The sequence below is a fragment of the Methylobacterium sp. CM6257 genome, from assembly GCF_054611515.1.
Genome location: NZ_CM137735.1, coordinates 1,531,073 through 1,555,149 on the forward strand (window position 1 = coordinate 1,531,073; position 24,077 = coordinate 1,555,149).

25 protein-coding genes are annotated in these 24,077 nt (G+C 64.2%); 18 read left to right on the forward strand and 7 right to left on the reverse strand.

Going from position 1 to position 24,077, the window contains the following annotated elements; genetic code table 11:
* Positions 1-154 precede the first annotated feature (154 nt).
* The 5 genes from ACYCO6_RS07330 (at position 155) to ACYCO6_RS07350 (ending at position 6,666) form a co-directional block, all read left to right on the forward strand.
* On the forward strand, positions 155-631 hold the full coding sequence (locus tag ACYCO6_RS07330; RefSeq protein WP_459770665.1) for a PRC-barrel domain-containing protein: 477 nt from the start codon (positions 155-157) through the stop codon (positions 629-631).
* A 392-nt stretch (positions 632-1,023) separates the two neighbouring features.
* Positions 1,024-1,854, forward strand: a complete 831-nt coding sequence (locus ACYCO6_RS07335) for a chromate resistance protein ChrB domain-containing protein (RefSeq protein ID WP_459770667.1) — start codon at positions 1,024-1,026, stop codon at positions 1,852-1,854.
* A gap of 2 nt (positions 1,855-1,856) precedes the next feature.
* Complete coding sequence (gene chrA / locus ACYCO6_RS07340; RefSeq protein WP_459770669.1) at positions 1,857-3,269, forward strand: chromate efflux transporter; 1,413 nt, start codon at positions 1,857-1,859, stop codon at positions 3,267-3,269.
* A 109-nt stretch (positions 3,270-3,378) separates the two neighbouring features.
* On the forward strand, positions 3,379-4,341 hold the full coding sequence (locus tag ACYCO6_RS07345) for a DUF1259 domain-containing protein (RefSeq protein ID WP_459770672.1): 963 nt from the start codon (positions 3,379-3,381) through the stop codon (positions 4,339-4,341).
* An 846-nt stretch (positions 4,342-5,187) separates the two neighbouring features.
* Positions 5,188-6,666: a hypothetical protein gene (locus tag ACYCO6_RS07350; RefSeq protein WP_459770674.1), complete on the forward strand. Its 1,479-nt coding sequence runs from the start codon at positions 5,188-5,190 to the stop codon at positions 6,664-6,666.
* Positions 6,667-6,831: 165 nt separating this feature from the next.
* Here ACYCO6_RS07350 and ACYCO6_RS07355 read toward each other — a convergent pair whose 3' ends face one another.
* The 4 genes from ACYCO6_RS07355 to ACYCO6_RS07370 form a co-directional block, all read right to left on the reverse strand.
* Positions 6,832-8,049 (reverse strand): glycoside hydrolase family 5 protein, encoded by a 1,218-nt coding sequence (locus tag ACYCO6_RS07355; protein ID WP_459770676.1) that lies wholly within the window; start codon positions 8,047-8,049, stop codon positions 6,832-6,834.
* 150 nt (positions 8,050-8,199) lie between these two features.
* A complete protein-coding gene (locus ACYCO6_RS07360) occupies positions 8,200-8,646 on the reverse strand; it encodes a Ros/MucR family transcriptional regulator (protein WP_459770678.1) in 447 nt (148 codons plus the stop codon).
* Between the two features lie 294 nt (positions 8,647-8,940).
* Complete coding sequence (locus ACYCO6_RS07365; RefSeq protein WP_459770680.1) at positions 8,941-9,123, reverse strand: hypothetical protein; 183 nt, start codon at positions 9,121-9,123, stop codon at positions 8,941-8,943.
* 16 nt (positions 9,124-9,139) lie between these two features.
* Entirely contained in the window at positions 9,140-9,772 is a 633-nt protein-coding gene (locus tag ACYCO6_RS07370) for an acyl-homoserine-lactone synthase (RefSeq protein ID WP_459770682.1), read from the reverse strand.
* Between ACYCO6_RS07370 and ACYCO6_RS07375 the strand changes: the two genes are divergently transcribed.
* Positions 9,771-10,673 carry an autoinducer binding domain-containing protein gene (locus tag ACYCO6_RS07375; RefSeq protein WP_459770684.1) on the forward strand — a complete coding sequence of 301 codons (903 nt, stop codon included), beginning with the start codon at positions 9,771-9,773 and terminating at the stop codon, positions 10,671-10,673. The genes ACYCO6_RS07370 and ACYCO6_RS07375 overlap by 2 nt on opposite strands.
* 15 nt (positions 10,674-10,688) lie before the next feature.
* On the opposite strand, the gene ACYCO6_RS07380 is transcribed toward ACYCO6_RS07375, so the two are convergent.
* Entirely contained in the window at positions 10,689-11,435 is a 747-nt protein-coding gene (locus ACYCO6_RS07380) for a hypothetical protein (RefSeq protein ID WP_459770685.1), read from the reverse strand.
* Positions 11,436-11,972: 537 nt separating this feature from the next.
* Here ACYCO6_RS07380 and ACYCO6_RS07385 point away from each other — a divergent pair.
* The 7 genes from ACYCO6_RS07385 (at position 11,973) to ACYCO6_RS07415 (ending at position 18,870) form a co-directional block, all read left to right on the forward strand.
* Positions 11,973-13,391 (forward strand): FAD-binding oxidoreductase, encoded by a 1,419-nt coding sequence (locus ACYCO6_RS07385; RefSeq protein ID WP_459770687.1) that lies wholly within the window; start codon positions 11,973-11,975, stop codon positions 13,389-13,391.
* A 497-nt stretch (positions 13,392-13,888) separates the two neighbouring features.
* A complete protein-coding gene (locus tag ACYCO6_RS07390) occupies positions 13,889-14,569 on the forward strand; it encodes an RNA polymerase sigma factor (protein WP_459770689.1) in 681 nt (226 codons plus the stop codon).
* An 81-nt stretch (positions 14,570-14,650) separates the two neighbouring features.
* Positions 14,651-15,172, forward strand: a complete 522-nt coding sequence (locus tag ACYCO6_RS07395) for a DUF4142 domain-containing protein (protein ID WP_459770690.1) — start codon at positions 14,651-14,653, stop codon at positions 15,170-15,172.
* Between the two features lie 29 nt (positions 15,173-15,201).
* Positions 15,202-15,513, forward strand: coding sequence for a cupredoxin domain-containing protein (locus ACYCO6_RS07400; RefSeq protein WP_459770693.1), 312 nt, complete (start codon positions 15,202-15,204; stop codon positions 15,511-15,513).
* Positions 15,514-16,252: 739 nt separating this feature from the next.
* The gene (locus ACYCO6_RS07405; protein WP_459770696.1) at positions 16,253-16,435 is read left to right on the forward strand and encodes a hypothetical protein; all 183 of its coding nucleotides are present in this window, start codon (positions 16,253-16,255) and stop codon (positions 16,433-16,435) included.
* Positions 16,436-17,345: 910 nt separating this feature from the next.
* On the forward strand, positions 17,346-18,107 hold the full coding sequence (locus ACYCO6_RS07410; protein ID WP_459770699.1) for a Crp/Fnr family transcriptional regulator: 762 nt from the start codon (positions 17,346-17,348) through the stop codon (positions 18,105-18,107).
* Between the two features lie 538 nt (positions 18,108-18,645).
* The gene (locus tag ACYCO6_RS07415) at positions 18,646-18,870 is read left to right on the forward strand and encodes a dodecin (RefSeq protein WP_459770701.1); all 225 of its coding nucleotides are present in this window, start codon (positions 18,646-18,648) and stop codon (positions 18,868-18,870) included.
* Positions 18,871-19,410: 540 nt separating this feature from the next.
* Here ACYCO6_RS07415 and ACYCO6_RS07420 read toward each other — a convergent pair.
* Entirely contained in the window at positions 19,411-19,776 is a 366-nt protein-coding gene (locus ACYCO6_RS07420; RefSeq protein ID WP_459770703.1) for a hypothetical protein, read from the reverse strand.
* A 524-nt stretch (positions 19,777-20,300) separates the two neighbouring features.
* Between ACYCO6_RS07420 and ACYCO6_RS07425 the strand changes: the two genes are divergently transcribed.
* From ACYCO6_RS07425 to ACYCO6_RS07445, 5 genes are all read left to right on the forward strand, one after another.
* Positions 20,301-20,519: a hypothetical protein gene (locus ACYCO6_RS07425; RefSeq protein WP_459770706.1), complete on the forward strand. Its 219-nt coding sequence runs from the start codon at positions 20,301-20,303 to the stop codon at positions 20,517-20,519.
* 89 nt (positions 20,520-20,608) lie between these two features.
* The gene (locus ACYCO6_RS07430; protein WP_459770708.1) at positions 20,609-20,812 is read left to right on the forward strand and encodes a hypothetical protein; all 204 of its coding nucleotides are present in this window, start codon (positions 20,609-20,611) and stop codon (positions 20,810-20,812) included.
* Positions 20,813-21,323: 511 nt separating this feature from the next.
* Positions 21,324-22,285, forward strand: a protein-coding gene (locus tag ACYCO6_RS07435; protein WP_459764350.1) for an IS630 family transposase whose coding sequence is annotated in 2 segments (ribosomal slippage) — positions 21,324-21,663 and positions 21,663-22,285 — 963 coding nt in all. Because the reading frame shifts where the segments join, the coding sequence is not laid out codon by codon here.
* Positions 22,286-22,454: 169 nt separating this feature from the next.
* Positions 22,455-23,063: a hypothetical protein gene (locus ACYCO6_RS07440; protein ID WP_459770709.1), complete on the forward strand. Its 609-nt coding sequence runs from the start codon at positions 22,455-22,457 to the stop codon at positions 23,061-23,063.
* A 139-nt stretch (positions 23,064-23,202) separates the two neighbouring features.
* Complete coding sequence (locus ACYCO6_RS07445; RefSeq protein WP_459770711.1) at positions 23,203-23,544, forward strand: hypothetical protein; 342 nt, start codon at positions 23,203-23,205, stop codon at positions 23,542-23,544.
* A gap of 174 nt (positions 23,545-23,718) precedes the next feature.
* Here ACYCO6_RS07445 and ACYCO6_RS07450 read toward each other — a convergent pair whose 3' ends face one another.
* Positions 23,719-23,955, reverse strand: coding sequence for a hypothetical protein (locus ACYCO6_RS07450; RefSeq protein WP_459770653.1), 237 nt, complete (start codon positions 23,953-23,955; stop codon positions 23,719-23,721).
* Positions 23,956-24,077 lie beyond the last annotated feature (122 nt).

Below are 24,077 nucleotides of genomic sequence, written 5' to 3' on the forward strand. Positions count from 1 at the left end.
CTCATAGTAGATCACACACATGGATACGGCAAAGCTTAATGATCAGCACAAGCCATCGAATTCAGGAACGCCTTTCTGCCTCAGCACGTTACTGCCCCGACCCGTGCCGGATCGAAGAACTGGCCGGACTATTGGCTTGCGTGAGGAGTTTGCCATGTTGAAGCTACTTGCCTTCGCTGTCGTTGGCTCGGCTGTGCTCGCCGGTCCCGTACTGGCTGAAACAGCGCCGGCCTCAAACAACGGACAGTTCGTTACTCAGGAGAAAGCCGGGCAGTGGCGTACGTCCAAGCTTAGAGGTTTGAACGTCTACAATGACAACAATGAGAAAATCGGCGACATTAACGAACTTTTGGTTGATAATACCGGCAAAATCCAGGCGGTTGTGATAGGTGTTGGCGGGTTCCTGGGCATGGGTGAGCACGACGTTGCGGTGCCCTTCGACCAGATCAAGTTTACCAACGAATCGCCGCGCCAGGCCAGGAACGATGTGAAGAAGGCGGAGACGACTGGCACGACGAAGACGGACACTGGCAACACGACTGATGCAAACCGCTCGGCGCCGGATCACGCGGTGTTCAACGCGACCAAAGATCAGTTGAAAGCCGCGCCGCAGTTTAAGTACGCAAAGTAACGATAACCGGAAATGGGGCCGGGCTCGCAGCCCGACCCCTGCCGCATAGGCTCGATTGGGTTTGCCGCCCCTCGGACGGCAGCGAGGCGGCCTCCCGACTGCGATGGCCTGGAGAATGGGTCGCGTGGGCCGCTCCTACATCACGGACGATGATTGGACGTTCGAAAGATATCTCGACCGCCGCCAATTCCGGCTGTGAGCGTCCGGATGCGCCCTGAACCGGACTATCCGCAGGGTCGGCGGCTTTGCACCACGGCGTCCTATGGGACAGATTCGTCTCCCCCTTGACATCGCGCTTTCGAGGGCGATGACTAGGGGCTCGGGAAGCGATCTCCCGACGAGGCTCCGGCCGAAGAATCGCGTCCAATCTGCACTCGATGCAAGGACGCGCCATGCCTACGCCTACTGCAATCCCCGTCGACAAACTCGCCCGTCTCGTCGGCACCGTCGGCTGCCCCGTTGTAGTCGACCTCAGGCCGGACAATGCCCTCGGCGCCGATCACCGCCTGATCCCCGGCAGTGTCCGCCGTTCCGCGCCCGGCATCGTGCACTGGTCTGCCGACCTCGCCGGTCGAGCGGCGGTCCTCGTGTGCCGAGATGGTCGCGATCTGAGCCACGGCGCGGCTGCATACCTGCGCCAAGCTGGCGTTGCGGCCGAGACCCTGGAGGGCGGCTTCGATGCCTGGGATGCCGCTGGCCTGCCGCTGGTGTCGGAGGCGAAGCTGCCGCCACGGGACGCACGTGGCCGCACCGTCTGGGTCACCCGGGCCCGGCCCAAGGTCGACCGCATCGCCTGCCCCTGGCTGATCCGCCGCTTTGTCGACCCGGACGCGGTCTTTCTGTTCGTGCCGCCGCCCGAGGTGACCGCCGTGGCAGAACGGTTTGCGGGCGCCGCGTTCGACATCGACGACCCGGACGTCTTCTGGAGCCACCGGGGCGCGCTGTGCACCTTCGACGTCATGGTCGAGGAGTTCGGCCTCGCGACGCCGCCGCTCCTGCATCTCGCGGTGCTGGTGCGTGGAGCCGATACCGCCCGGCCCGACCTCGCGCCCGAGGCGGCCGGCCTGCTCGCTGCGTCTCTCGGTCTGTCGCGCATCTTCGCGGATGACCTGGAGCAGCTCGAGGCCGGGATGCTCCTCTACGACGCCTTCTACCGCTGGTGCCGGGACGCGACGGAGGAAACCCATAACTGGCCGACCAACAAGCCAAAAGTGAGAACCTGACCATGGCCGGTGCCACACTCAGCCACGCCGCGCCGGAAGAGTCACTCGTGACCACCTCAAAAAGCCCGCAGGCTGTGACCCTTGCCGAGGCCCTGCCGGTCTGGGTGCGGGTGGCCGCGCTCTCCTTCGGCGGCCCGGCCGGGCAGATCGCGGTGATGCACCGCATCCTGGTCGAGGAGAAGCGCTGGATCTCCGAGAACCGCTTCCTGCACGCGCTGAACTTCTGCACGCTCCTGCCTGGCCCCGAGGCGCAGCAGCTCGCGACCTATGTCGGCTGGCTGATGCACGGCACGCGCGGCGGGCTGGTCGCGGGCGGCCTGTTCGTCGTGCCCGGCATCGCCGCAATCATGGCGCTCAGCTGGATCTACGCGCTCTACGGCAAGGTCGGGTTCGTCGCCGGCCTGTTCTTCGGGCTCAAGGCCGCCGTGCTCGCCATCGTGCTGCAGGCCGTGATCCGCATCGGCAAGCGGGCGCTTAAAGGGCCGGCGATGGTCGGGCTCGCGGCGGCGGCGTTCGTGGCCATCTTCTTCCTCGACGTGCCCTTCCCGCTGATCGTGCTGACGGCCGGCGTCATCGGCTATCTCGGCGGCCGGGCCGGCTTGCCGCAGTTCCGGGCCGGTGGGCACGGTGGCGGCGGCAAGGTCGTGGAGGGCCCCTTCCTGCTCGACGACAACGAGCTTCCGCAGGAGCGGGCCGCAGCAGGGCGTACAGTGCGGGTACTGCTGACCTGGGGCGCGCTTTGGCTGGTGCCGGTCGCCGCCATCCTGGTCGCCGCTGGCCCGGACGACGTGTTCAGCCACATCGCGGTGTTCTTCTCGAAGATGGCGATGGTGACCTTCGGAGGCGCCTACGCGGTGCTCGCCTACGTCGCCCAGCAGGCGGTGGAGCATTACGGCTGGCTGAAGCCCGGCGAGATGCTCGACGGGCTCGGCATGGCCGAGACCACGCCCGGGCCGCTGATCATGGTCACGCAGTTCGTGGGCTTCATGGCTGCGTTCCGGGCGCCGGGCCTGCTGCCGCCGCTTCTCGCCGGCACACTCGGTGGCCTGCTGACCACCTGGGTGACGTTCGTGCCCTGCTTCCTCTGGATCTTCGTCGGTGCGCCTTACGTCGAGCGCCTGCGCGGCAACCGGGCTCTCGCCGGCGCCCTCTCGGCCATCACGGCCGCCGTGGTCGGCGTGATCCTGAACCTCGCCGTCTGGTTCGCGCTGCATACCATCTTCGCCGAGACGCGGTCATACACGGCCGGGACGATCCGGCTCGACGTGCCGGTCCTCGCAAGCCTCAATCCCTGGGCGCTTGCGCTCGCCGCGGTAGCCATCCTGGCGGTGTTCCACTTCAAGGTCGGCATGGTCCAAGCGCTCGCGGCCTGTGCCGCGGCCGGCATCGCCCTCCATCTCGTGGGACTGGCGTAAGGGGCGGGAGGACCCGCGGTGACGGCACCCAGCCTGGAGAGGTCATGCTGCGGGTAGCAGCGCACCGGTCCTGAGAACGCGCAAGCTGAAAACAACCGAGGAGGTGACCATGCGTCAGTTGCTTGCCCATCTCACCGTGCTGGGCACGGTCGCGCTGGCACCCGCCGCGTCAGCGGCCGAGCCCTGGCAGGACGCCATAGCCCAAGGTCTCGGCAAGGCTGGTACGGTGATGCCGGGCGGCGTTTACCGGGTCGGGCTGCCACGCACGGACCTGGCGGTCACAGTCGATGGCGTTCGGATCAAGCCAGCCCTCGCACTCGGTTCCTGGCTCGCCTTCACGAAGACGGGCGACAACGAGGTGATGGTGATGGGCGACCTCGTCCTGACCGAGGATGAGGTGAACCCGGTGATGAAGCGCCTCGTTGAGAACGGGATCGAGATCACCGCCTTGCACAACCACCTGCTGCGGGCCTCGCCGAGCACACTCTACATGCACGTCTCGGGTCATGGCGAGCCAAGCAAGCTATCCACGATCCTGATGGGCGCTCTGGGCGCAAGCCAGACGCCATTGGACGGCGAAACGACGGGGGGCGCGCCGCCATCGACGGCCAGCACGGGTCCGACTTCGGCCGGAGAGGGGCCGGTGCCCGCGAAGACGATCACGTCCAATCAGCCTCTCGACCTGGATACGGCCGCCATCGACCAGGCGCTCGGGCACAAAGGCAAGTTCAACGGCGGCATCTATGCTGTCAGCGTGCCGCGCACCGAGACGCCGAAAGATCATGGTTTGCTGGTGCCCGATGCGATGGGCTCGGCCATCGCGATCAACTTCCAGCCCACCGGCGGCGGCAAGGCGGCGATCACGGGTGACTTCGTGCTGACCGCCGACGAGGTGAACCCGGTCCTCAAGACACTCCGCACGAACGGCATCGAGGTGACGGCCCTGCACAACCACATGCTCGACGACGAGCCGCGGTTGTTCTTCATGCACTTCTGGGCCAACGACGACGCGGGCAGGCTGGCAAAAGGCCTGCGCGAGGCCCTCGATCACGCCAAGGTCGCCAAGGGCTGACGAACCGGGACGCCGTCATGCTCGTTGAACGACGGACGGTCCTCTTATGATGGCAGAGCTGGTTGACGCTTTCTGTCTGCGGCGACACCCCAGACCGACGCTGCCGAGCAGGGCGAGGCCTCGGGGTGGTGCAGCGCCCACCCCATGGGCATCGCCGAAACCCTGACGGTCGTGGGTGATGGTGACAACAAGAACGGTCTCTGCAACGTCGACGACAGATTCGAGCCTTCGTCGGAGACCTTCCTGACCCCGGGGCGCGGGCGCATGAGGCCACGTTGCAACGCGATATGCTGGCCGGCGCCACACGCGCCTCCCAACAGCGCTGGCCTTGCCGTAGAGCGCCGTGCGCCCGGCTTGACGTTTCCCTCGGCTCCCTCGACGAGCCTTGGTGTCACGCCGGGTGATCAAAGATGTGAGAGACGCGCAATCCTCGACCGTGACATTGGGGGCGATCGTCCGCCCCCGACAGCTTCGAGCATTGCGGCGCATGTGTTTCAAGGACCGAGATGGGTCGAAAGCAGCGTACCCGCTTTTCATTTCAATCGCCTCAAACCGGATTGGCGGCTTGCGGCCATTGTCAGCCGGCTGCTTCGCGCCCATTTCGGCCGATCCGCCGACTCTCGCGCCCCATCCGAGGCGGACGTCAGGGGCAGCTTAGCTTATTATAGGTCTGCGTTGCGGTTGTCGGCCAGCACTCGACATCGGCGCCGATTAAAGACCCACGGGGCGGGTCAGGACCTTCCCGGTGGGCGAGCATCGAACGCAGTGACGCCGCTCAAAGTGCCCCTAGTTATTCCGCGCAAGTTCCCGTTTGGAACGTCGCCGCTCGCGGGAAGGAGCTCCAACTTGACGCCGTCACCGGAGAGCAGCCCATCTACGCCGTCAGCAGCGAGGGGCAGTGAAGATTTGAAACCGCTGATCTTATCACTCGCCAGCGCCGCAATTCTCAGTGCCGCCGTGTTGGTGTCCGCGCAGGCCGGGTGGAAGGGCCCCGACGCTCAACCCCTTTTCATCAACGAGGCCAATCCGAAGGGATACAACTACGCGCCGAGCATCATCACGGAGAACGGGACGACCGATATCTGGTGGTGTGGCCAGGGTGAGACCGATGTCATCTTTCACAGATCCTACAATCCGCAAACGGGGTTCTCTCCAGCGCAAATTGTTTTTCAACCCACACCCGGCTCTTGGAACCGCCGGTATGTCTGTGACCCGAGCGTCATCAAGGGCAGCTTCACCAATCCAGCCGATGGCCAGCGTTACAGCTATGCCATGTACTATTCGGGCGCAGACAATCAGCCGGGAAACAACAATCAGATAGGTTTAGCCCTCTCGAACGATAAGATTAATTGGGTCGACTATCCCACACCGGTAATCTCATCGATCAACCCGGCCGTCGCTCAAGGCAATTATGGAAGTGGGCAGCCGGCAACCTTCAATATCGATGGCCGGTCCAGCCTGTTCATCTTTACCACCGATCTGAGTGGTCCGCAGGGTGTGAATGGCTTCGGTGATCTCTACGTCCGCCGCACGTCGGATGGTGTTCATTTCGACAAGCCCGTGCGGGTGCCGAACGTGGCGTCCGACGGCACGACCATCAACCCCAACTCCGACTTCGGCTACGATCACGCGACGGGCGACGTCTACGTCATCACTGGCTTGCCAGGTCGCAATTGCCGGCAGGTTGCCTGCAAAGACCCGGCCCGCAATCCTGATCGTGAGACCTACCAGTTGGGTCTCTTCAGAATGCCGATGGAAGCCCTGCTGAGCGGCAATCCCGCGAAGTGGACGCCTATCGGCTACCTGAACTCGGACGTGACGGGCTTCTACCTGAACCACAGCCCGGGCTTTCAACGCGACTCCTACGGCAACATCACGCCATTTTTGCCGAACATCACCGTCTTCTTCTCGGGTGGAGACCCTTACCCGGGCACTTGGCGGATCGCGGCCGCGACCGCGACGCGCGCATCCGATCGCGCGCCCCTCAGGCAAACGTTGGGACCAAGCGGGCACTGGGTCACTACGGGCTATGTCGGCGCAGACTACGAGTTCGAGCGCAATTTCGGTTCGCTCTTCCTGCTCTCGAAGCCCGGTACCTCGAAGCTGATGAGCTGCGTGGCTGGCACGGATCATTTCCTTAGCCGCGACGCGAATTGCGAGGGTCACACACCGCTGGGGCAAACCGGGTATATCTACGATGCACAGCAGCCGGGCAGCTATCCGATCTTCCGCTGCAACGCAGGCGGACACGACCATTTTGTGTCCGCCGACCCGAACTGTGAGGGCCAGTCATCCGAGGGCCTGCTGGGCTACACCCTGAATTGACTTGGTTGGGCAGCTCTGACGCGCTCGGCGCGGGTGGTCTGCGCTGGTCTAGGGCTGAATGGCATGCTGTACGCGACGCGGGCCGTGGTCTGCCGCTGACGCCCCCAGCTCCCCGTCCCGAGCCTTCGTCCACCCTAGCGCATTACGGGCGGACCCGCGAATCGCTCATGGCGCCAGCCCAAGTGCAGAGACGAAGCCGGGGTTAACAACGGAATTCTTGTATCTGATGCTTTCAAGCAGCTCATTCAGCGCGGACAGGACATGCTGTCGCTCGGGTTTGATCTTTTGCCTCTCCGATTGCGGCGCGTACATGAGCTTCTGGTACGCCACGATCTCATCCCAGTAGCGCGGCGCCGGATAAGTCTTGATGCTGCTTGGTGAACTTAATTTCTTGTACGGCCAGAACGACCAGCCGACGCGCTGCGCTTCGAGGAGGGTACGGAACTCTCGAACCCACTCGTCCGTGTTCTCTCCCGACTCGCCCATGACCACAGGCACCCTCAAGCGATCGCGAAAATCGAGAAATTTTCGAATACCCTCCTCGGTCGGGTCAGACCAATAGTAATGAAACACGTAAGCAGACCCCTTGATGAGGGGCGCTTGGTCGAAATTCTGGAACGACAAACCCCAGTTGGCGCCCTCAAGAAAGAGCGCGTGATTCATGTCGACTTCTCTTATGCGATCGGAGACCTTCCTATAGACCTCGTTCAGCACTGCGAGATTTGGAGCCTTGCCCTGAACGAAGGGCATCGGCTCGTTGAGCAGCTCGTAGCCGATAACGGTAGTCGAAGTGGCGTAATGTTCCGCAATGCGCCGCCAGATCCGACCCATCCGCTCCACGCAACGTGCGTCCTCGAAGAGATGCTGGTAGCCGTAGGAGTTGTCGATGTTGGATCCGGTCTGTCCGCAGGGAGCCGCATGCATATCGAGGAGGACGAAAAGACCGTTTCGGGCGCTCCACTCGACGACACGGTCTATGTACCGGAAGCCCAGATCAACCCACACCTCGGGGTACTCCTCGGGTGTGAAATCCCGGTAGTCGAACGGCACCCTGATCAGGTTGAGGCCCATCCGCTTGATGTCGCTCACATCGTCAGCCGTTACGAATTCCTCGCGCCACTGCGACCAGAATGCGTTGGTGGCCTCTTCACCCACCAGTTCGCTGAACACCTGCCTGATCTCACGGGGCGACGTCGCGGAGTCGAAGCCGAACATGTAGCCTTCGGGGACCAGCCAGTTGGCTAGACTGATGCCGCGCAATAGCAGCGGCGCGCCATCAGGCCCGATCAGGTCGGGACCACGCGCCGCCACAAACCCACTTGCCTGTTCGCGCGGCAAGTCGCCTGCGAACCCATAAGCAGAGGCTTGTGCGAGAGCGAACAAGACCAAGAGTGCTCGTATCATCCAACCTCGCGGTACGACCCTCGCAACCTATCATTTAGCTATAACGCGTGTTTGGCCACTCGCCTGACGCAGGCCTGAGAAGAAATTCGGACCGACAGGTGTGTCACAGGGCGATTGCCGCACATCCGCTCACCCCGCCGCCTGCCGCCGCGCCATCCCGCCCGGAACGCCGAGCCCGATCGCCTTCGCGAGTGCCGAGCGGCGCGCAGCGTAGCCGGGGGCGACCATGGGGTAGTCAGCAGGCAGACCGTATTGGGAGCGGTATTGCTCGGGCGTGAGACCGTGGGCGGCGAGATGCCGCTTCAGCGTCTTGTACGAATTTCCGTCAATGAAGCTGGTCAGCGCCTCATCCGTAACGGACCGACGGATCTGGGCAGCACTGGGCAATTCGGCGCCGCAGTCGCGCACCGCCGCACCGACGGGATCACGATACAATTCGCAAAGCTTGCTGTGAACAGAGGCGATCAGGTGCGGCAATTGAGCGGGCGACACATGGTTACGAGAGACGTAGGCGGCTGTGATCGTCGTTGTGAGTTCCACGTTGTCGAAGAGGCGCGGTCGGTCGGCTGCGGCCATCGTCTTTATCCCTCTGTTCCGGTGAGATCGAAACTGCATTGCGCCGGGTCAGCCCCCTGGACTTCGCTCGCCCGGGAGCGGTCGCTGATTTCGACTTGTGTCTATAGATTTGATTTAGTGGCAGCTGCGTGCAGGCAACGTCGGGACTGCGACCCTCGCATCGTTCTACTTTCCTAACCCGTCGCCAGCTCGTGACACGAAGTGACGACGGGGCGAGATCGGCAGACAGTGCCTGTCTTCACTGTCCGCCGATCCGCTGCCTTATCGCCGGCTTGGACCGGCGCGCGGAAGGTGTCAGCGTCTTAGTTCGGCGACGTGCCGTCCCAGTTCGAGCAGCAGCACATCTACGATCACGCGAAGGTGCGGGTCAGGAAGACCAATGATTGACTTGCGGAGGTTGAGGGCTTGTTCGACCGCTCGCTCAAGACGACATCTCAGGTCATCGCTCTTGCTATCGCTCGCCGGCACGATTTCCATGTCGCCTGTACCTTCTCTAGCTCGCCAGCCGGGCCGCGACACGACTTTCCGGCGCCAAGACCGACTCGGTGGTTCCCCGCATCTTCTGCAACTGTCGCAGGCTCCGGATGTCGAAACCTGCGTTGACCGCGACAATCTCGACGTCATCGATCACCTGCGGAAGCCCGAGCGGGAGCGCGTGGATATGAAGCTGCAGCAGCCGAAGGAGCCAACTGGTCGGCATCTCGGAGACGAAGCCCTTGATGCCGCGCGGGAGCCCCCATTCCACGATCGCCGTCAGGATCGCCAGGGCCGTCGGATTGAGTCGCCGACCGGAAGTGCGCACGCTGTCGGCCACGCCAATCCGGCTCCACTCGACGATGTGCGGTGAGCTGGGCGGATCCAGCTCGCAGAGCTGCGGCAGATGTGTGGACAGGACGTACGGCCGCGACGTCGGAAGAAGACGAGAGTAACCGATGACTTCGTCGTCCTGCACGGCAAGCAGATGAACGGCGTGCTCATCGTCGAATTCGTCAATCTCCCGATTGTCGTCGCGTGCGATGGCCGACCAGCCCATCTCCTCGACGAAGATCTTGTGGCGAAGCCGCCAAGCCTGCTCCATCAATTCCTTGTTCCGATCGATATCAGCTGCCGTAATGATCTGGATCATGAAGTACCTCCGTGCTCTGGTGTGCCCGCCCGATGCGGCGGGCGACACCACGCGAACGCGTGGTGTCGGGACACAGGTTGCGCGTCGCAGGCCACGGCCTGCCGGGATGCCTTATCCCGTAGGCGAGCGTGTGGATTGGCGTTATCAGAGGAAGAGGACAGGAGGCGTCGTGAGCAGGAAGTCGCTCGATCACACGCTCAAGCTGCTCAAGGACCTCGACCGGGCCGGCAGTATGTCGGAGGTGGTGGCCACGGTGCAGCGGCAGCTATCCGGCTTCGGCGTCGGCTCCATTATCGCGGCGCTGCTTCCGACGGCGCCCTCGCTGGCAGGTTTCAACCGCCAATTCTTGGTCATGGAGAGCGTGTCCGACGAGTGGCGTCAGCGGTACCTGCACCGCCGCTACGCTGCACACGATCCAATCGTCGCCCAGACCCTCCAGCGCCAGATGGGCTTCGCCTGGAGCGATCCGGAGATTGCGACGTCGACATCGTTGATTGCGCGTCGGATCATGAGCGAGGCCGCCGAGTTCAGTTTGTGCGATGGCTACACGGTCCCCCTGACGACCATCGAAGGGGAGGCGGGCGGGATGAGCTTCGCCGGAGCTCGCTTAGAGATCGCGCCAGAGCACCGCGGCATGCTTACGCTGATCGCGAATTACGCGTTCGGCCAAGCGTTGCTCGTGCGCGGCCAGCCCACAGAGAAGTCAGCTAAACTCTCGCCGCGTGAGCGTGAGACGCTCCAGTGGGCAGCCGAGGGCAAGACCGACTGGGAAATCGGCGAGATCATGGGGATCTCGGAGCACGGGGTCGATTCGAGCCTGCGCTGCGTGCGCGCGAAGCTCCGGACCCGCAATCGGGCTCAATCCGTGGCGGAGGGTTTCCGGCTTGGCATAATAGTTTAGGTACACCATCGCCCATCAAACGAAGCGGCGGTCAGGAGGCGTGCCATTGGCAGAGGACGAATGGAACGCCCAACTTCGTGCGCGCTCCAAGGAGGCCGCCCTACGCCGCTCCTCTCGCAACACTTCGATCGGCGGCTGCCACCAGCCACGCGTCAACTCGTCCGAACCCGGCATCGCACGCGCGGGCCAAGTCCGGACCAACTCATCGTGCGTGGGCCTGCGCCGGGTCGCCCAGATCAACGTCTCGATCCCAGCGGTCACATCCGGGTAGAACCGGGCTGCAATCAGGGGTTCCACGCGTTCGCCGGTGATAGCCTCGAACACCACACTTCCCGCGTAGGTCATCAGCACGCGCCCGAGCGGTGGCAGCGCGTCCTTGGGCACAGGGTAGCGATTGCGGCGGCGTTCCGCAGCCTCGGCCAGTCTATCCGCGTGATCAGGGGACGCCTTGCGACTTGCGTCGCGTTTCCGCCGCTCGTCGGGCTCGGCATGGCGGGCGGCGTTCTCGATACCCGGCCAGCGCCGCCGCAAGTCCTCGAATGACCGGAACGGCACGTGCCACGCTTTCGATGCCGGATCCCACCGCGCCCAAGGCACCATCCGCAACTCGGCAATCACCGTTCGGGAGTACGGTGTACGAACAACCAGATCGCCGGCAGCCTCCAAATAGGGGCTTGTGATCGGTTCGAACATGAAGGCGTCGCGACCGCGCTCGTCGGCGTAGGCCAGTACGCCCGACCATTCCCGGCTCGACCACGCCATCAGACGACGCTCCGCCGTTGTGCCCGGAACAAACCAAGCCCTAAGGTCGTCGCGCCATCGCGCACGTGGGAACGCCGCGCGGAACCGCTCCACGGTCGTCCGATCATACGGGAAGGCCGCCATAGCTCCAGGCGCATCACCGTCGGTGTCATGCTGCGTCGCGCAGAACTGAACCGTTTCAGCGGTCACTGTTCGACCTATGTTGTCCCCTCAGCGAAGGGGTGACTTCCAAGCGCATCAGGTGAAAGTTTGCGCACCGACAACCCGTTCCCGCTCCGAACGTCCGGCCGCACTGAACGCTCGCAGGGAGCTGACTGTAGCCTCGCCGGTGTGATCATGGCCCGTGACTTGATCGTCCGATCCCGAGCTCCGGGTATCAGAAAGTTGCCGATGCCGCCTGCGGCACTCGACGGCGGACGGGATCGACGCCATTGCTGCGCCGGAGCGTCTGGTTAGACAGCTCGCCAGCTGCTGCGCCGAAGCGACGGCGTTAGCGTCAATCCCAGCCACCACGTACCATGGGCTGAGCCGCCTCGGATGTCAGACCTGTCTTCCTCCAATCTGTCCCCCTTCCGCGACCTCCTCGGCGAGGGCGGCGTCATCACCGATACCGGCAGCCTGACCCGCTACACACATGATCAGCGCGCCCTGATGCAGGGGCAGACTTCGGGCATCCTGCGACCGCGGTCGACCGTAGAAGTCCAGGAATCCGTCCGCCTTGCAGCGCGCCTCGGCTTCGGCCTCGTGCCTCAGGGTGGCAACACCAGCTACGTAGGTGGTGCCACGCCGGAGCCCGGTCGCGGGCAGCTCGTTGTCGCTCTTGAACGGATGAACCGTGTTCGTTCCGTCGACGCGACGGGCTTCACCCTTGCCTCCGACGCCGGCACAATCCTCGCCGACGCACAAGCGGCCGCCGCGGCAAGCGGCTGTCTGCTGCCACTCAGCCTGGGAGCTGAGGGCAGTTGCCGCCTCGGCGGCAATGTCGGCACCAATGCCGGTGGCCTGCAGGTGCTGCGCTACGGCATGACCCGCGATCTCGTCCTCGGCCTGGAGGTCGTGCTGCCGGATGGGTCGCTGTTCTCCGATATGCGGACGCTGCGTAAGAACAACATCGGCTACGACCTGAAGCAGCTCTTCGTCGGTGCTGAGGGTACGCTCGGGATCATCACCGGTGTGGTGCTCAAGCTTTGGCCCGCGCAGACGCAGCGCGCCACTGCTTGGATGCAACTCACGGCAGGCGCGCCCATCCCGGAGATCGCGGCTCTGGTCCGACGAGAGACCGCAGACCTCGCCTCGACCTTCGAGCTCATCTCGGCCTCATCACTCGGACTCGTCGCCGACATGCGCGGCGCCGAGCTCGGGCTCGCGGCCGGGCCTGGCGGCGCGGTGCTGCTGGAACTCTCCGCGTCCTCAGAGCGCATCCCGCTCGACGACATCCTTCTGGGCACCCTGGAGGCACTGATCGAGGCAGGCCATGTCGAGGATGCGGTGCTCGCTCAGTCGGAGCGGCAGCGGCGCGAGATGTGGACGATCCGCGAGACCATCCCCGAGGCGGAGAAGCACGCCGGCGGATCGGTGAAGCTCGACATCGCTGTGCCGACGTCAGCAGTCTCCGCCTTCCTGGTTCGGGCGGGCGCGGTGGTTAAGGAGCAGTCTCCGGGTACGCGCTTGTCGTTCTACGGCCATGTCGGTGACGGCAACATCCATTTCAATCTGATGGTGCCGCCGGGCCGCGACCGGATCGCCTTCACGCGAGAAGTGGAGGAGGGCGTCGCTCATGCGGTCTACGCGGTGGCGATTGACCTCGGCGGGAGCTTTAGCGCCGAGTACGGCATCGGCCGGTTCAAGCGCGACTTGCTGAACCGCTACGGCGATCCGACTCGCCTAGCCCTGCTCAGCGTTCTCAAGCAGGCCATCGATCCGCAGGGATTGATGAACGCGGGTGCGATGATTTGACCGGCCCAAGCCAGGTCATACATCTCAGTCGGGCGTAGGGCCGGCTCAGCTGCTTTTCAAGCCCCCGGCAAACTCTCACGCCCGCACGATGATTTTTCCGGCTGTGCCAGCGCTGTTCCAGGACTTAAAGCCGACATCCGCAGGGAGCAAGGCAAACAAAAACCCCGACAAGTGCTTAGCGGGGCTGCATAGATTTGGTAGCGAGGGAGGGATTTGAATCCCCGACACAAGGATGATGATTTGAACGCGGGCACGGCTCAGTCATTGATAGGGCAGGGGAGGCCGGGGCGCTGCCTGTTCAGGTAGCCGCCTCCATACAGGATGCGACGGGTCACACGACCAGACGGGGCGCTTGGACTGGGCGTTTCGGATGCGTGGGGTAGCTGGATCAAAATCGACCACTATTGTCCTGACTGTGCCGGGGTAAGCGCACGGCTTGGGAACGTTTCCGACTTGGCTACATCTAATACCTGTTCGCAACAGCGGGCAGTCGTGCCATGACCGAGCGCATTCATCAGCAGCCCCCGGCAGACGAGGCAGAACTCCTCGAGCAAGCTCGCCGCCAAGACCCAGCGGCCGTGCGGCAGATGCTCCAGCAACACAACCGCCGCCTGTACCGCATCGCGCGCAGCATCGTCCGAGACGAGAGCGAAGCGGAGGACGTGCTGCAGGAAGCTTACGTGCGAGCCTTCACTCACCTGAATACCTTCCGGGGTGAGGCTCGCTTCAGTACGTGGCTGACCCGCATCGTCATCAACGAAGCGCTGGGCCGCCTGCGGCGTCAACGCCCGGCTCTGGATCCGAGCGTCGGCAGAGCGCCCAACATCGGCGCCCAGATCATCCCGTTTCCGCACGCCAGCGCGTCGCTCGATCCGGAAGCTCTCATGGCACAACACGAGGTCCGCACTCTGCTTGAGCAGGCAATCGATAGGCTGCCCGATGCATTTCGCACAGTGCTGGTCGCGCGTCTGGTCGAGGACCTGAGCACCGAGGAAACCGCTGCGCTACTCGGTCTCCGGCCAGAGACGGTGAAGACCCGCTTGCACCGCGCGCGTCGACTGCTGAGACGCGACTTGGAGGAGCGGATTGGACCTGTGCTGGCTGATGTATTCCCGTTTGCCGGTCTCCGCTGCAAGCGGCTGACCGATGCTGTGCTGGAGCGGCTCGGCTTCCCATAGCGCGCGGGAACCTTTCCGCGCGTCCGGCATCCAACCGCGCTCGAAGAGCCACTTCGGTGGGCCCAGCGATGGAGAGACGCGATGTTCATGAGAGGAACTGCGGCTTTTGCCGCGTTGGTGCTGAGCGCTGCCGCGGTCAGCGCGCAAGGCACCAAGCCGAACGACGCGCAGATCGCCCACATCGCCTACACGGCCGGGCAGATCGACATCAAGGCTGCAGAACTCGCGCTGCAGAAGTCCAAGAACAAGGACGTGCGCGCCTTCGCGGAAGACATGGTACGCGACCACAAGGCGGTGAACGACAAAGCTCTGGCGCTGGTCAAGAAGCTTAACGTCACCCCGGAGGATAACGCCACCAGCAGGGCGCTGACCAAGCAAGCTGACGAGAAGGAAGCTTCGCTGGTGAAGCTCAACGGTCCCGCCTTCGACAAGGCCTATGCCGAGAACGAGGTCGGCTACCACAAGACCGTCAATGGTGCGCTCGAGACCACGCTTATCCCGTCGGCGAGCAATCCCGAGCTGAAGGAGCTGCTGCACACGGGGTTGAAGATCTTTCAGGGGCATGAGCAGCATGCCGAGCACGTCGTCCAGGCGCTGAAATGAGGTGCCGGTCCATAGGACGTCAGCTGCGCTTGGCTTCGCTTGTCGGTCTGGCAGTGTGCCCCGCGTCCTCAGCGGCGGCGGAGACGATCCGGATCCGCGTCGAGGATCTGGCCTATGTTCCGGCGCAGGCTTCTGCCCACGTGGGCGACACTGTCGAGTGGGTCAGCCGCGACTTCGTCGCGCACACCGCAACCGCCCGTGATGGGAGGTGGGATGTGGCCATTCCAGCAGAAGGAACTGGCCACGTCGTGCTCAAGCAGGCTGGCGAGACCGAGTACTACTGCCGCTACCATCCGGCCATGCGCGGGCGGATCTCGGTCGGAGCGCCGCGCCGGGACTGATCAACTGGCTGCCTATACAGGAGATTTAAGCGCTTCGGTGAACAGCACGACCGTCGTCTGCTGCCCGGCTTCGTCGGTGATCTCGAAGGCGCGGCGAAGCGGATCGTGCTCGCGCCGCCCAGAGCAGGGTGCGACACTCGAAACGGCCCGGCAAGCCGTAAGATTGGCTTCCTGCGTGAGGCTCTGGCGGCCCCCGGCTCGACGCGGTGCTCAGCGTTGGCCGCACCCCGAGCAGGGTGGCGCACCCCAATCTGCGCGGGTTGATCCTGTCGACCCAGTTCGACATCACCGCCGTGGAGGAGCAACTCGTTGGCTACGAAAGGCGCGTCCGGGCGTCGGTGATCAGTCTGGCCGGGCTCAACGAGCCTGCCTACGCTCGGGCGACCGAGGAGCTGACGCTGCTCTGGTCTCGAACGCTCCTACGCCCGAATCTGGGCTTCTCCTTCGCCTATTGCTCTCCCGCCGGGGCGGGCGATGGATGTGAGCACTGGCGAACGCGCAATCGGCGGCGCTCTAAGCGCCCACCGGGAACCGATTTCGCCAGGGCGACGCTGACTGTCTTTCCAGTCTCCTATGACTGCCCGCCCGGTCCGCCACGGCAGGCTTTTCGTTCGACTACTCGACGGTGTGCCATTCATAGGCGGCAGACCGAGCGGGTGAAGCTGCATCCTTTTAGCAGAGGACGCGAGAAGGCTTCCTCGTGGCGTAGCCTGCATCTTGATCATCACAGGAGGTGCAGATGCGCTTCGCCGTGCTCACAGCTGTGCTCTCGATCGTCTCGCTCACCTTGCATGCTGAGGAAGCCTCAACACCACTCGCAGCGTCGTGCGCGCAGACTGCGTCTGATCTGCAGCGCCAAGATCTCGGGTGCCCGAACGACGAGGTGCAGCACGCCTCGCCTGACCACGCACCGTCCGACTGATTAAGCATCCGGAGACCTGCAGTTCGGTGGGGCTCAATAACCGTGCTGTCACCCGCTGCCGACGGCGCGGTCATTCTGTCGCACAGCACGGTTTACGTTCTGCATTGGTTGATCCCACATCTGCCACACAGTCGGATGGGGAGCCGATCAGCTGTGACCTTACCGTTTGTCGTGATGCTCGTTGCCGCGGTTGGCGCCGTGGCGATCATCGTGGCGACCCTGCCAGCCCTTGACCGCTTCATTCGCTGGTGAGCCGGCAACTGAAACCTTCTGCTCCGTCCTGGGTTGATTGCGCACAAGCGATCTGCAGGGCGGCGCTGTGGCGATAGCGGTTATGGTCTCGGGCGCACTTGGAGCCCTCCTGACGGTGGCATTCCTCCTGCCAAGTCTCGACTGGTTGTTCGACTGGTAGGATCGCGTCGCGCAGCGGCTGCATCGCGGGGGCGCGGCTCCAGCGTGCGCCTTTCCTCAGCGGCAAGTCCGGTCTCCGTGCCCGCGGAGTTACCTGACAGGACCGCTTGCGGTTGCCGATTCCGACTTCAGCAGCGCCGTTGACCGCGCCTGCAATCCACTCAGCAGCCCTGTAGAGGGTGCTCCGCGGATTGGCCCACGACGGCAACTCGATGCACTGCCCGCACCACCGGCTAGCCTCTCCAAGGCGACCTCCTCGGTCCGCACGAATACTCCGCGTCATTGCCCGCTCGGTGATTCCGCCCACGCCAAGCGCGGTCGAAGGAATGCCAGTATCCGGCATTACCAAATAGATCATCGCTCGAAGCAAAAATATTCGCCCTCAGCTCAAGTTTCTAATCCATACCGGGGACGCAATGCTGGAATGCATGACGATAATACAAATCCATCTTATGAACCATCGAATGTACATAGATAATATTTAGCCGAGGACAATTTAGTGACGGACAACCCTTTTTTGCTGCAGCTCGAACATGCCGGTCCACTGACGCTGGCGGAACGAGCCGAGCTGCAACATCTGGCGTCCAAGCAACGGTCGGTGCGAGCTCGTCTCGATCTTGGGGAGGGCGACGCCTCAGATCGCGTCTACCTGGTCCTGAGTGGCTTCGCTTGCCGCTACAAGGTTCTGCACGCAGGTGACCGTCGGATCGTCTCCTTCGTTCTGCCGGGAGACCTCTGCTATGTGCACGACACTGGCGTGTTTGGGCGCAATCTCCGGGTCGGTACGCTCACTCGCTGCACGGTAGTAGACATCTCCCGCTCCAAGCTGGCGGAACTGATCAGTGCTCATCCGGGCATCCAGCGCGCGCTCTGGTGGGTGACGCTGCGGGAACTCAGCCGCGCGCGGGAGTGGATCGTCAACGGCATCCGACCCGCCGAGCACCGTTTGGCACATCTCCTGTGCGAGTTGCTGGTTTGCCTGCAGGTCGTCGAACTGGCAAACGAGAACAGCTTCACGCTCCCGCTGTCGCAATCCGACGTGGCCGACGCGTTGGGCATCTCTCCGGTTCACACAAACCGCGTCCTGCGGACTTTGCGGGAGACCGGTTTGGCTATCTGGAGCCGTCACCACGTGGACATCCCTGACGTGGGACGGCTGAAGACATACGCGGAATTCGACGAAGGCTATCTCTGCTTCGGGGGCCTAGCGCCGCAACCGAATGTACGGATCTTCCAGCCGCCTCTGGCTTGTGCGCGGTAGCCTGAGGGCGAGAACGTCGCCGATTGCGTGCTCGCCCTTATTACAGAGCTTGCGGGCTGATGACTTTTGATTCGACGATGATTACTTATAATTTGTTGATGATTCAGGAATACTATGCGTCGCGCCAGCACCCCGCCGACGCGCAGCTTAGGCCACCTTCCCTACGCTTGAGCCGCTTGTCGGCGACCTCTCTGCGCATCGTGGCGAACTTAGCTCGCTGATTGCAACGCGATCGTTACCAGCTCCGCGGGATCAGTCGCATACAGGAACAGTACAGTGAGCGAGTCTATGCTCATCCGCAGCGCTCGCCAGCGTGGTAGAATGATCAGGCCACAGATTTAAATGCAGGTGAGCAGCGCGCCGAGCCCGACCATGTACACAGCCATGTCCCGCCCGGCGGCACACTCGAGCCTGCACGCGACGGGCCAAGCCGATCTGCCTGGCACCGGACCCACGGAATGATTGCGTTCCGCCAGCTACTTGATCCATCTCTGATACAGGTCGATCCTAGCAGCTTGTCTCACCAAGCGAGGCTGCCATGTCGGACCACGTCTATAAGGTCATCGAGCTGGTCGGCTCATCCACGGCGTCGATTGAGGATGCCATTCAGGGTGCTATCGCACGCGCCAGCCAGACTGTGCGCAACCTTCGCTGGTTCGAGGTGCTGGAGACCCGTGGCCAAGTCGAGAACGGCAAGGTGCTGCACTACCAGGTCACCTTGAAGGTTGGATTCACGATGGAAGGGGCCTCACCAGGAGCCTAGGTGCAGTGGCGGCACAAAGCGTCGGTACACCTCGTTGGGAAGCGGCTTCCCAATTCGTTGTCACGCTGCAATTGGTCCTAGCCGACGCTGCGAGATGCCGCAGAGCCACCCGAGAAGGGCCGGCTGCGTGCAGGCCGCCCGCGCCGAACCCAAAGCCGCTGTCCCAGGTGGATGACGCTGTAGAGGGCGCGGCGCAGCTCCTCCTCGGTCACCCAGATCCGCCCAAGCTGGCAGCGCTGGGCGAGACACTGCCGCGACAGGCGAGCAAGACACCTCCTCCCGGCTCGGCGGCCGTTCCGCAGTGGTCACGACAGGCGTTCGTGGCCGCCGGTCCGCCTCTCAGCGGATGGTGAATGCTGAACGGATTTCTCCGCGCGGAACCAGCGCCAGAGAAACGCACCGAGAAGACGGCCCCGTGTTGCTGCTGCCTCTGAGCAAGCGCGGCAGTGCTCGAGACACCGGCAGCCAGGGTGAGCCGCATGGGTGCCCTGGGCCTGTTCGGATAGCGCTCAACTTGGTGCACTGTCGCCGTGCTTCCGTTCAACGCGTGAGCCAGAGGGCACCGCTGACGATCACGGCAGCCGCAGCGATGAAGCCGATGTAGGCAGGGATAACCCAGGATTGCCGGGCATACGGGTAGCCGGCAGGACGCCTCGGCCGGTTCTCAGCCTCCGTCTTCCTGGCAAGCGCGATCCGCTCAGGTGAAGGCGGCGTGCCGGCGACCTCGTCGCAGGTGCCGAGCTGCGCCATGCCCACGTCGTACTGCTCGACCTTGTCACCTGTGGCGCCGCTGTCGATGTCGGCTTTCAGCATCGCGGTGGTCGGCTTCTCCGACGCGGGCGGCGGCTGGACGTGCAGGTTGGCGGGAGGGGGCGGACTTCCCGATCGGAACAAGCGAAACACCACGGCAGACCTCCTTGAATCGTCCGGGGAAGTCCGCCGCGTGCCATACGGTTCGACCGCACTTGCCGCGCCGGCCGTTGGTCTGGTCCTGAATGGCGTATCCTACCGAGTCGTCGGGATTGAAGTCTGGTTCGCCGATCCGCGACATGGCCCCGTTCAGCTCCTGCACGAGAGCGGCCGCTTGGCTGGCCTCATCCGCGGCCGTGCGGGCCAGCTGCGCCAAGCCCTGAACCTGCCGGCCAATCTCCTGCACGGACCCGCCCAGTTGCCTGGCGGACGCCGCCGTGGTCGCCCGTAGGCGCATCCCGGCCGAGAACTGGCGCGCTCACTGGTAGCAGCTGTCCGCGTTCGCCGTGATCATCTACATGGAGAATGCCGTGTACGTGGCCTTTGCCGCGGTTGGTTCCTCGCTGGGAGCTCACGCGTCCGTCATGCGCCTCGTTCGGCCCGCGGCGCCGCATGCATGACAAGATCGAGGACGGCCGCGGTACCGGATAAGGTGCAACGATTCTCCTGGAGGGCCGCTTATGGAAGCCAATGACCTCAAGAACCCGTCGTTCCGGGTGCTTACCTTCCGCGACGGGCAGCAGGTGATCGCCGAGGACGTGGCCACCGAGGTTGCCGCGCGGACACGCTTCGCTTCGGCTGTCGACCTCTGCAAAACACGCCACGACGCTCACGCTCACCACGTCGAGCTGCACGCCGGGTCGGCCGTGCTGGATCGATGGCCCGCAGCCGAGGTCTGAACAGCTCGCTTGAACCGGGCGCACGCTCCGAACAAACCGTGCGACCTCGTACGCACCCCTAGGTCATCGAGCGGAGGCTGAGGGCTCTGGTGAGCGAGAACATCGAGGCCGAGGTCAAGCTCCTCATCCGGCAGGTCTCTGAGCAGGTGACACAGTGCGGCGGCATGAACCACCAGACCTACGATGCCCTGTCAGCAGCCTCCGCGACGCTCTCAAGCGAGGCACTTGCCAGCGGGCGTCGGGGGGCGTGCGGCAGCGCTCCGTGCCATGAGGGAGCGTCTCCGCGCCTGTAGCTCTGAGATCTACGCTCAGACGGCCTGAAGACCATTCCGCCGCCATTGCAGGAGCGTCTCGGGCATGGCCGCCCTGCTGGGCTCTTGGCGGGCCCCCAAGCCCGACAGCTCGCGCCCCAGACCGACCATGGCGCTCAAGAAGTACCTGAGACGCTACAGAGAGGCTTTTCTACTACCAATGCGGCTTAGCCGATCTTCGGCGGAGATCGACTGGATCGTGTCGCGTAAGGCGGCAACACTGAACGGCTTGACGAGGCACGCGTCCACACCAGCCCGGCCTGCGGCCATGAAGTTCTGGGCGTATTCCAGGGCACCTTCGGCCGGTTAATGAGCCCTCACTCACTGATCGAGGGCGGTACCGGCAGTCCTCTCCCTCCTGCTTAGTTATTGGGAGGGACGCACCGGTGCGACCCACCCTTACCCAATCGTGACCGATCAATCGCTAGAGCCGGTCCCGGGCGGATTGCGACGGGTTAGCGGCTGGCGCGTTGACGGGTGAAGGAGCATGCCGATGCCTTCACCTCTGTCGGTCGACTTACGCGAGCGTGTCGTGGCTGCCGTGGCGGCAGGGGCCTCGTGCCACCGAGCCGCAGCTCGCTTTGGGGTCAGCGTGTCGAGCGCCAGCCGCTGGTCGCAGCGCTCGCACCAAGAGGGCCATGTCGCGCCCAAGCCGATGGGCGGCGATCACACCTCGCAGCGCATCGAGGCGCATGCCGCACTGATCCTGGCGACCTCCGAGCAGGAGCCGCGTCTCTTCCTGCGCGAGTTGCGCGACCGACTGGCTGAGCAGGGCGTCCAGACCAGCACAAGCGGCCTGTCGCGCTTCTTCCAGCGACACGCGATCACCTGGAAAAGGGGGCGACGTTCGCAGCTGAGCAGGAGCGTGAAGACGTAAGAGCGGCCCGCGAGGCGTGGTTTGAGGCACAGCCCGAGCTCGATCCGGACCGGCTGGTGTTCCTGGACGAGACAGCGGCGGCCACCAACATGGCGCGGCGCTCCGGCTGGGCCCCACGCGGCGAGCGCTGCCGGCTCGCAGCCCCACTGGGCCATTACAAAACCACGACCATCACCGCCGCCCTGCGCACGAGCGGGCTGTGTGCCACCGCGCTGCTGGACGGCCCCACGAACGGCACGCGCTTTTGCAGCTATGTCACCGACACCTTGGTCCCGGTGCTGCAGCCGGGCGACATCGTCGTCATGGACAATCTGCCAGCCCACAAGGTCGCCGGCGTGCAGGATGCGATCGAGGCCGCAGGAGCGCGGCTGCTCTACCTTCCGTCCTACAGCCCTGATTTCAACCCGATTGAACAGGCCTTCGCAAAGCTGAAGGCGCTGTTGCGCAGCGCGGCAGCCCGCACGATCCCGGATCTGTGGGCGGCGATCCGGCAGGCCTTCACCCGTTTCACGCCGCAAGAGTGCCGCAACTACCTCGCCGCAGCCGGCTACGAGAACGACTTGGCCGTCGCTACCTGACCGGGAACAGCTCTAGGTTTGACCGACTTGGTCGCGAGCCGGTCATCTCACACTGCGGCCGAGTTCCGGCGCTGATTGCAGGCAGGCGGAGATCACCGTATCGGCAATGGCGATGCCCAGCCCATCAACCCGCACAGCCAGGTCAGTGAGCCTCTTTGCCGAGGCTTGCATGCGGCTGCCCCTTTTCGATGACCTGCCCGGCGACACGATCCACCGCCTCTCGGCGTCCGGGTATGGTCGCGGGTTCCTGACCACATCCTTGCGGGCCCGCCTGCGCAAGGCCGACTTCCGAGACCTTGGCCAGCTGGCTCAATCCTCGCCGGACGCGATCACCAAGGTTCGAAAGTTCGGTGCGATCCGGGTCGCGGCCGTTCGGACTTACATCCTTGAGGAGATCGCCCGCTGGCTGCCAGGCGCGAGGTGGGCGCCACTTCGCCTCGCGGCGGCACTGATCGGCCTGTGCGGCTCCGACGTCGCGCACGCGCAGAGCCACACTGACCAGCTCAACGTCTACGCACGGGCACTGTCCACGACCACTTTCGCGGAGCAGGCCTGCCCGGGCTTTCGGACGATTGCGGCGAAGCTCGCCCAGATGCGCGCGCAGGCCCGGATCACCGATGCCGAAGATGCGACGATCGCGGACAGGATCCGGGAGAGCACCGCCGCGATCACGTCGACATACGAGCGGGTTGGGCAGGGCGCTTGGTGCGCCGACACCTACAGGCTGTTCGGGCCGGACGGCACGCTGGTGAAGGGCGCTCTGGCGAAGAAGCCGTGACCGCGCTCGCGACCCGCCGACACCGCGGGCGGCAGCGACGCGCTGTCCGTCCCGTTCCGCCCCGTACCGTAAGGAGGCCGTGGTGAGCAGGCCATCGAGCACGCCCGCCGTCCATCGCGCGGACCTTGCCGTCGATCCCGTGACCGGGCTGCTTGGCCGAGCGGACACGGGCGGCAGCACAATCCTGTTCCTGGTGCGCCTCATGGCCGGAGGCACGTGCCTGCTCGTAGCGGTCGCGGGCCTCGCATACCAGTATTGGATCGTGGCGGTCGTCGCGGCGGCGATCGGGCTCCCGCTGATGCGCGACAAACGCGGGCCAAGCCCACAGCAGGTCGGCGTCTGGGTGGGCGAATGCCCGCGTTGCGCCACGCTCATCCATGAGCCCGCATCGGCATTCGAGAACCACTACCGCTTCGCATGTCCCGGGTGCCGGCACGCCATCTTGCTGAAAGACCAGCGGTTCGAGGCGGCGCGATCATGACCGACCCAGTCTTCTCCGTCTTCGGACTGACGGGCGGGCATGGAAGATTGTGCACACGGCCGAGCAAAAGGGGTTTGCGCCAGAACCGGCGATAGCTGCTCAGCAGGCTGGCTCTTCGCCCCCGATCGGTTCGCGATGGCATCGGAGCGACCGACAGGGCCGGCTGGATAAGCGTTACGGTCGCTCGCCGCTGTCGAGTTCGCAGGCGCCGTGCATCTTGTGCGCGATAGCGGTCATGGCGTCATCGAGGGTGGCGTGCAGCGGTACAATCCCGACAAGCGCCCCCTTCGCCGCGATGACGAAGGACCCGTTGGGTCTGTAATGATAGATCGCGCCAAGGGACCGGCCGAGCCTGTCCGCCAAGGTCCAGCAGGTGCCGGCCGATCCGGCGGATTTGACGACGACGTCCATGGCGCATCTGAACGTCTAGATAATGGTCCTGGCCGATCTTTGTTGCGCGATGCGTCACGGGGCTTGGCACAGGAGCGGGCCGGCCCAGTGCCGCCCGGCACGCCGGCGGAGAGCGCCTGGCT

Coding starts and splice junctions, on each gene's coding strand:
- chrA (WP_459770669.1), top strand. CDS start 1,857: ATGGCCGGTGCCACACTCAGCCACGCCGCGCCGGAAGAGTCACTCGTG.
- ACYCO6_RS07415 (WP_459770701.1), top strand. CDS start 18,646: ATGTCGGACCACGTCTATAAGGTCATCGAGCTGGTCGGCTCATCCACG.
- ACYCO6_RS07380 (WP_459770685.1), bottom strand. CDS start 11,435: ATGGCGTGGTCGAGCCGGGAATGGTCGGGCGTACTGGCCTACGCCGAC.
- ACYCO6_RS07425 (WP_459770706.1), top strand. CDS start 20,301: ATGGAAGCCAATGACCTCAAGAACCCGTCGTTCCGGGTGCTTACCTTC.
- ACYCO6_RS07330 (WP_459770665.1), top strand. CDS start 155: ATGTTGAAGCTACTTGCCTTCGCTGTCGTTGGCTCGGCTGTGCTCGCC.
- ACYCO6_RS07390 (WP_459770689.1), top strand. CDS start 13,889: ATGACCGAGCGCATTCATCAGCAGCCCCCGGCAGACGAGGCAGAACTC.
- ACYCO6_RS07335 (WP_459770667.1), top strand. CDS start 1,024: ATGCCTACGCCTACTGCAATCCCCGTCGACAAACTCGCCCGTCTCGTC.
- ACYCO6_RS07450 (WP_459770653.1), bottom strand. CDS start 23,955: ATGGACGTCGTCGTCAAATCCGCCGGATCGGCCGGCACCTGCTGGACC.
- ACYCO6_RS07365 (WP_459770680.1), bottom strand. CDS start 9,123: ATGGAAATCGTGCCGGCGAGCGATAGCAAGAGCGATGACCTGAGATGT.
- ACYCO6_RS07345 (WP_459770672.1), top strand. CDS start 3,379: ATGCGTCAGTTGCTTGCCCATCTCACCGTGCTGGGCACGGTCGCGCTG.
- ACYCO6_RS07405 (WP_459770696.1), top strand. CDS start 16,253: ATGCGCTTCGCCGTGCTCACAGCTGTGCTCTCGATCGTCTCGCTCACC.
- ACYCO6_RS07360 (WP_459770678.1), bottom strand. CDS start 8,646: ATGGCCGCAGCCGACCGACCGCGCCTCTTCGACAACGTGGAACTCACA.
- ACYCO6_RS07440 (WP_459770709.1), top strand. CDS start 22,455: ATGCGGCTGCCCCTTTTCGATGACCTGCCCGGCGACACGATCCACCGC.
- ACYCO6_RS07370 (WP_459770682.1), bottom strand. CDS start 9,772: ATGATCCAGATCATTACGGCAGCTGATATCGATCGGAACAAGGAATTG.
- ACYCO6_RS07375 (WP_459770684.1), top strand. CDS start 9,771: ATGAAGTACCTCCGTGCTCTGGTGTGCCCGCCCGATGCGGCGGGCGAC.
- ACYCO6_RS07395 (WP_459770690.1), top strand. CDS start 14,651: ATGTTCATGAGAGGAACTGCGGCTTTTGCCGCGTTGGTGCTGAGCGCT.
- ACYCO6_RS07385 (WP_459770687.1), top strand. CDS start 11,973: ATGTCAGACCTGTCTTCCTCCAATCTGTCCCCCTTCCGCGACCTCCTC.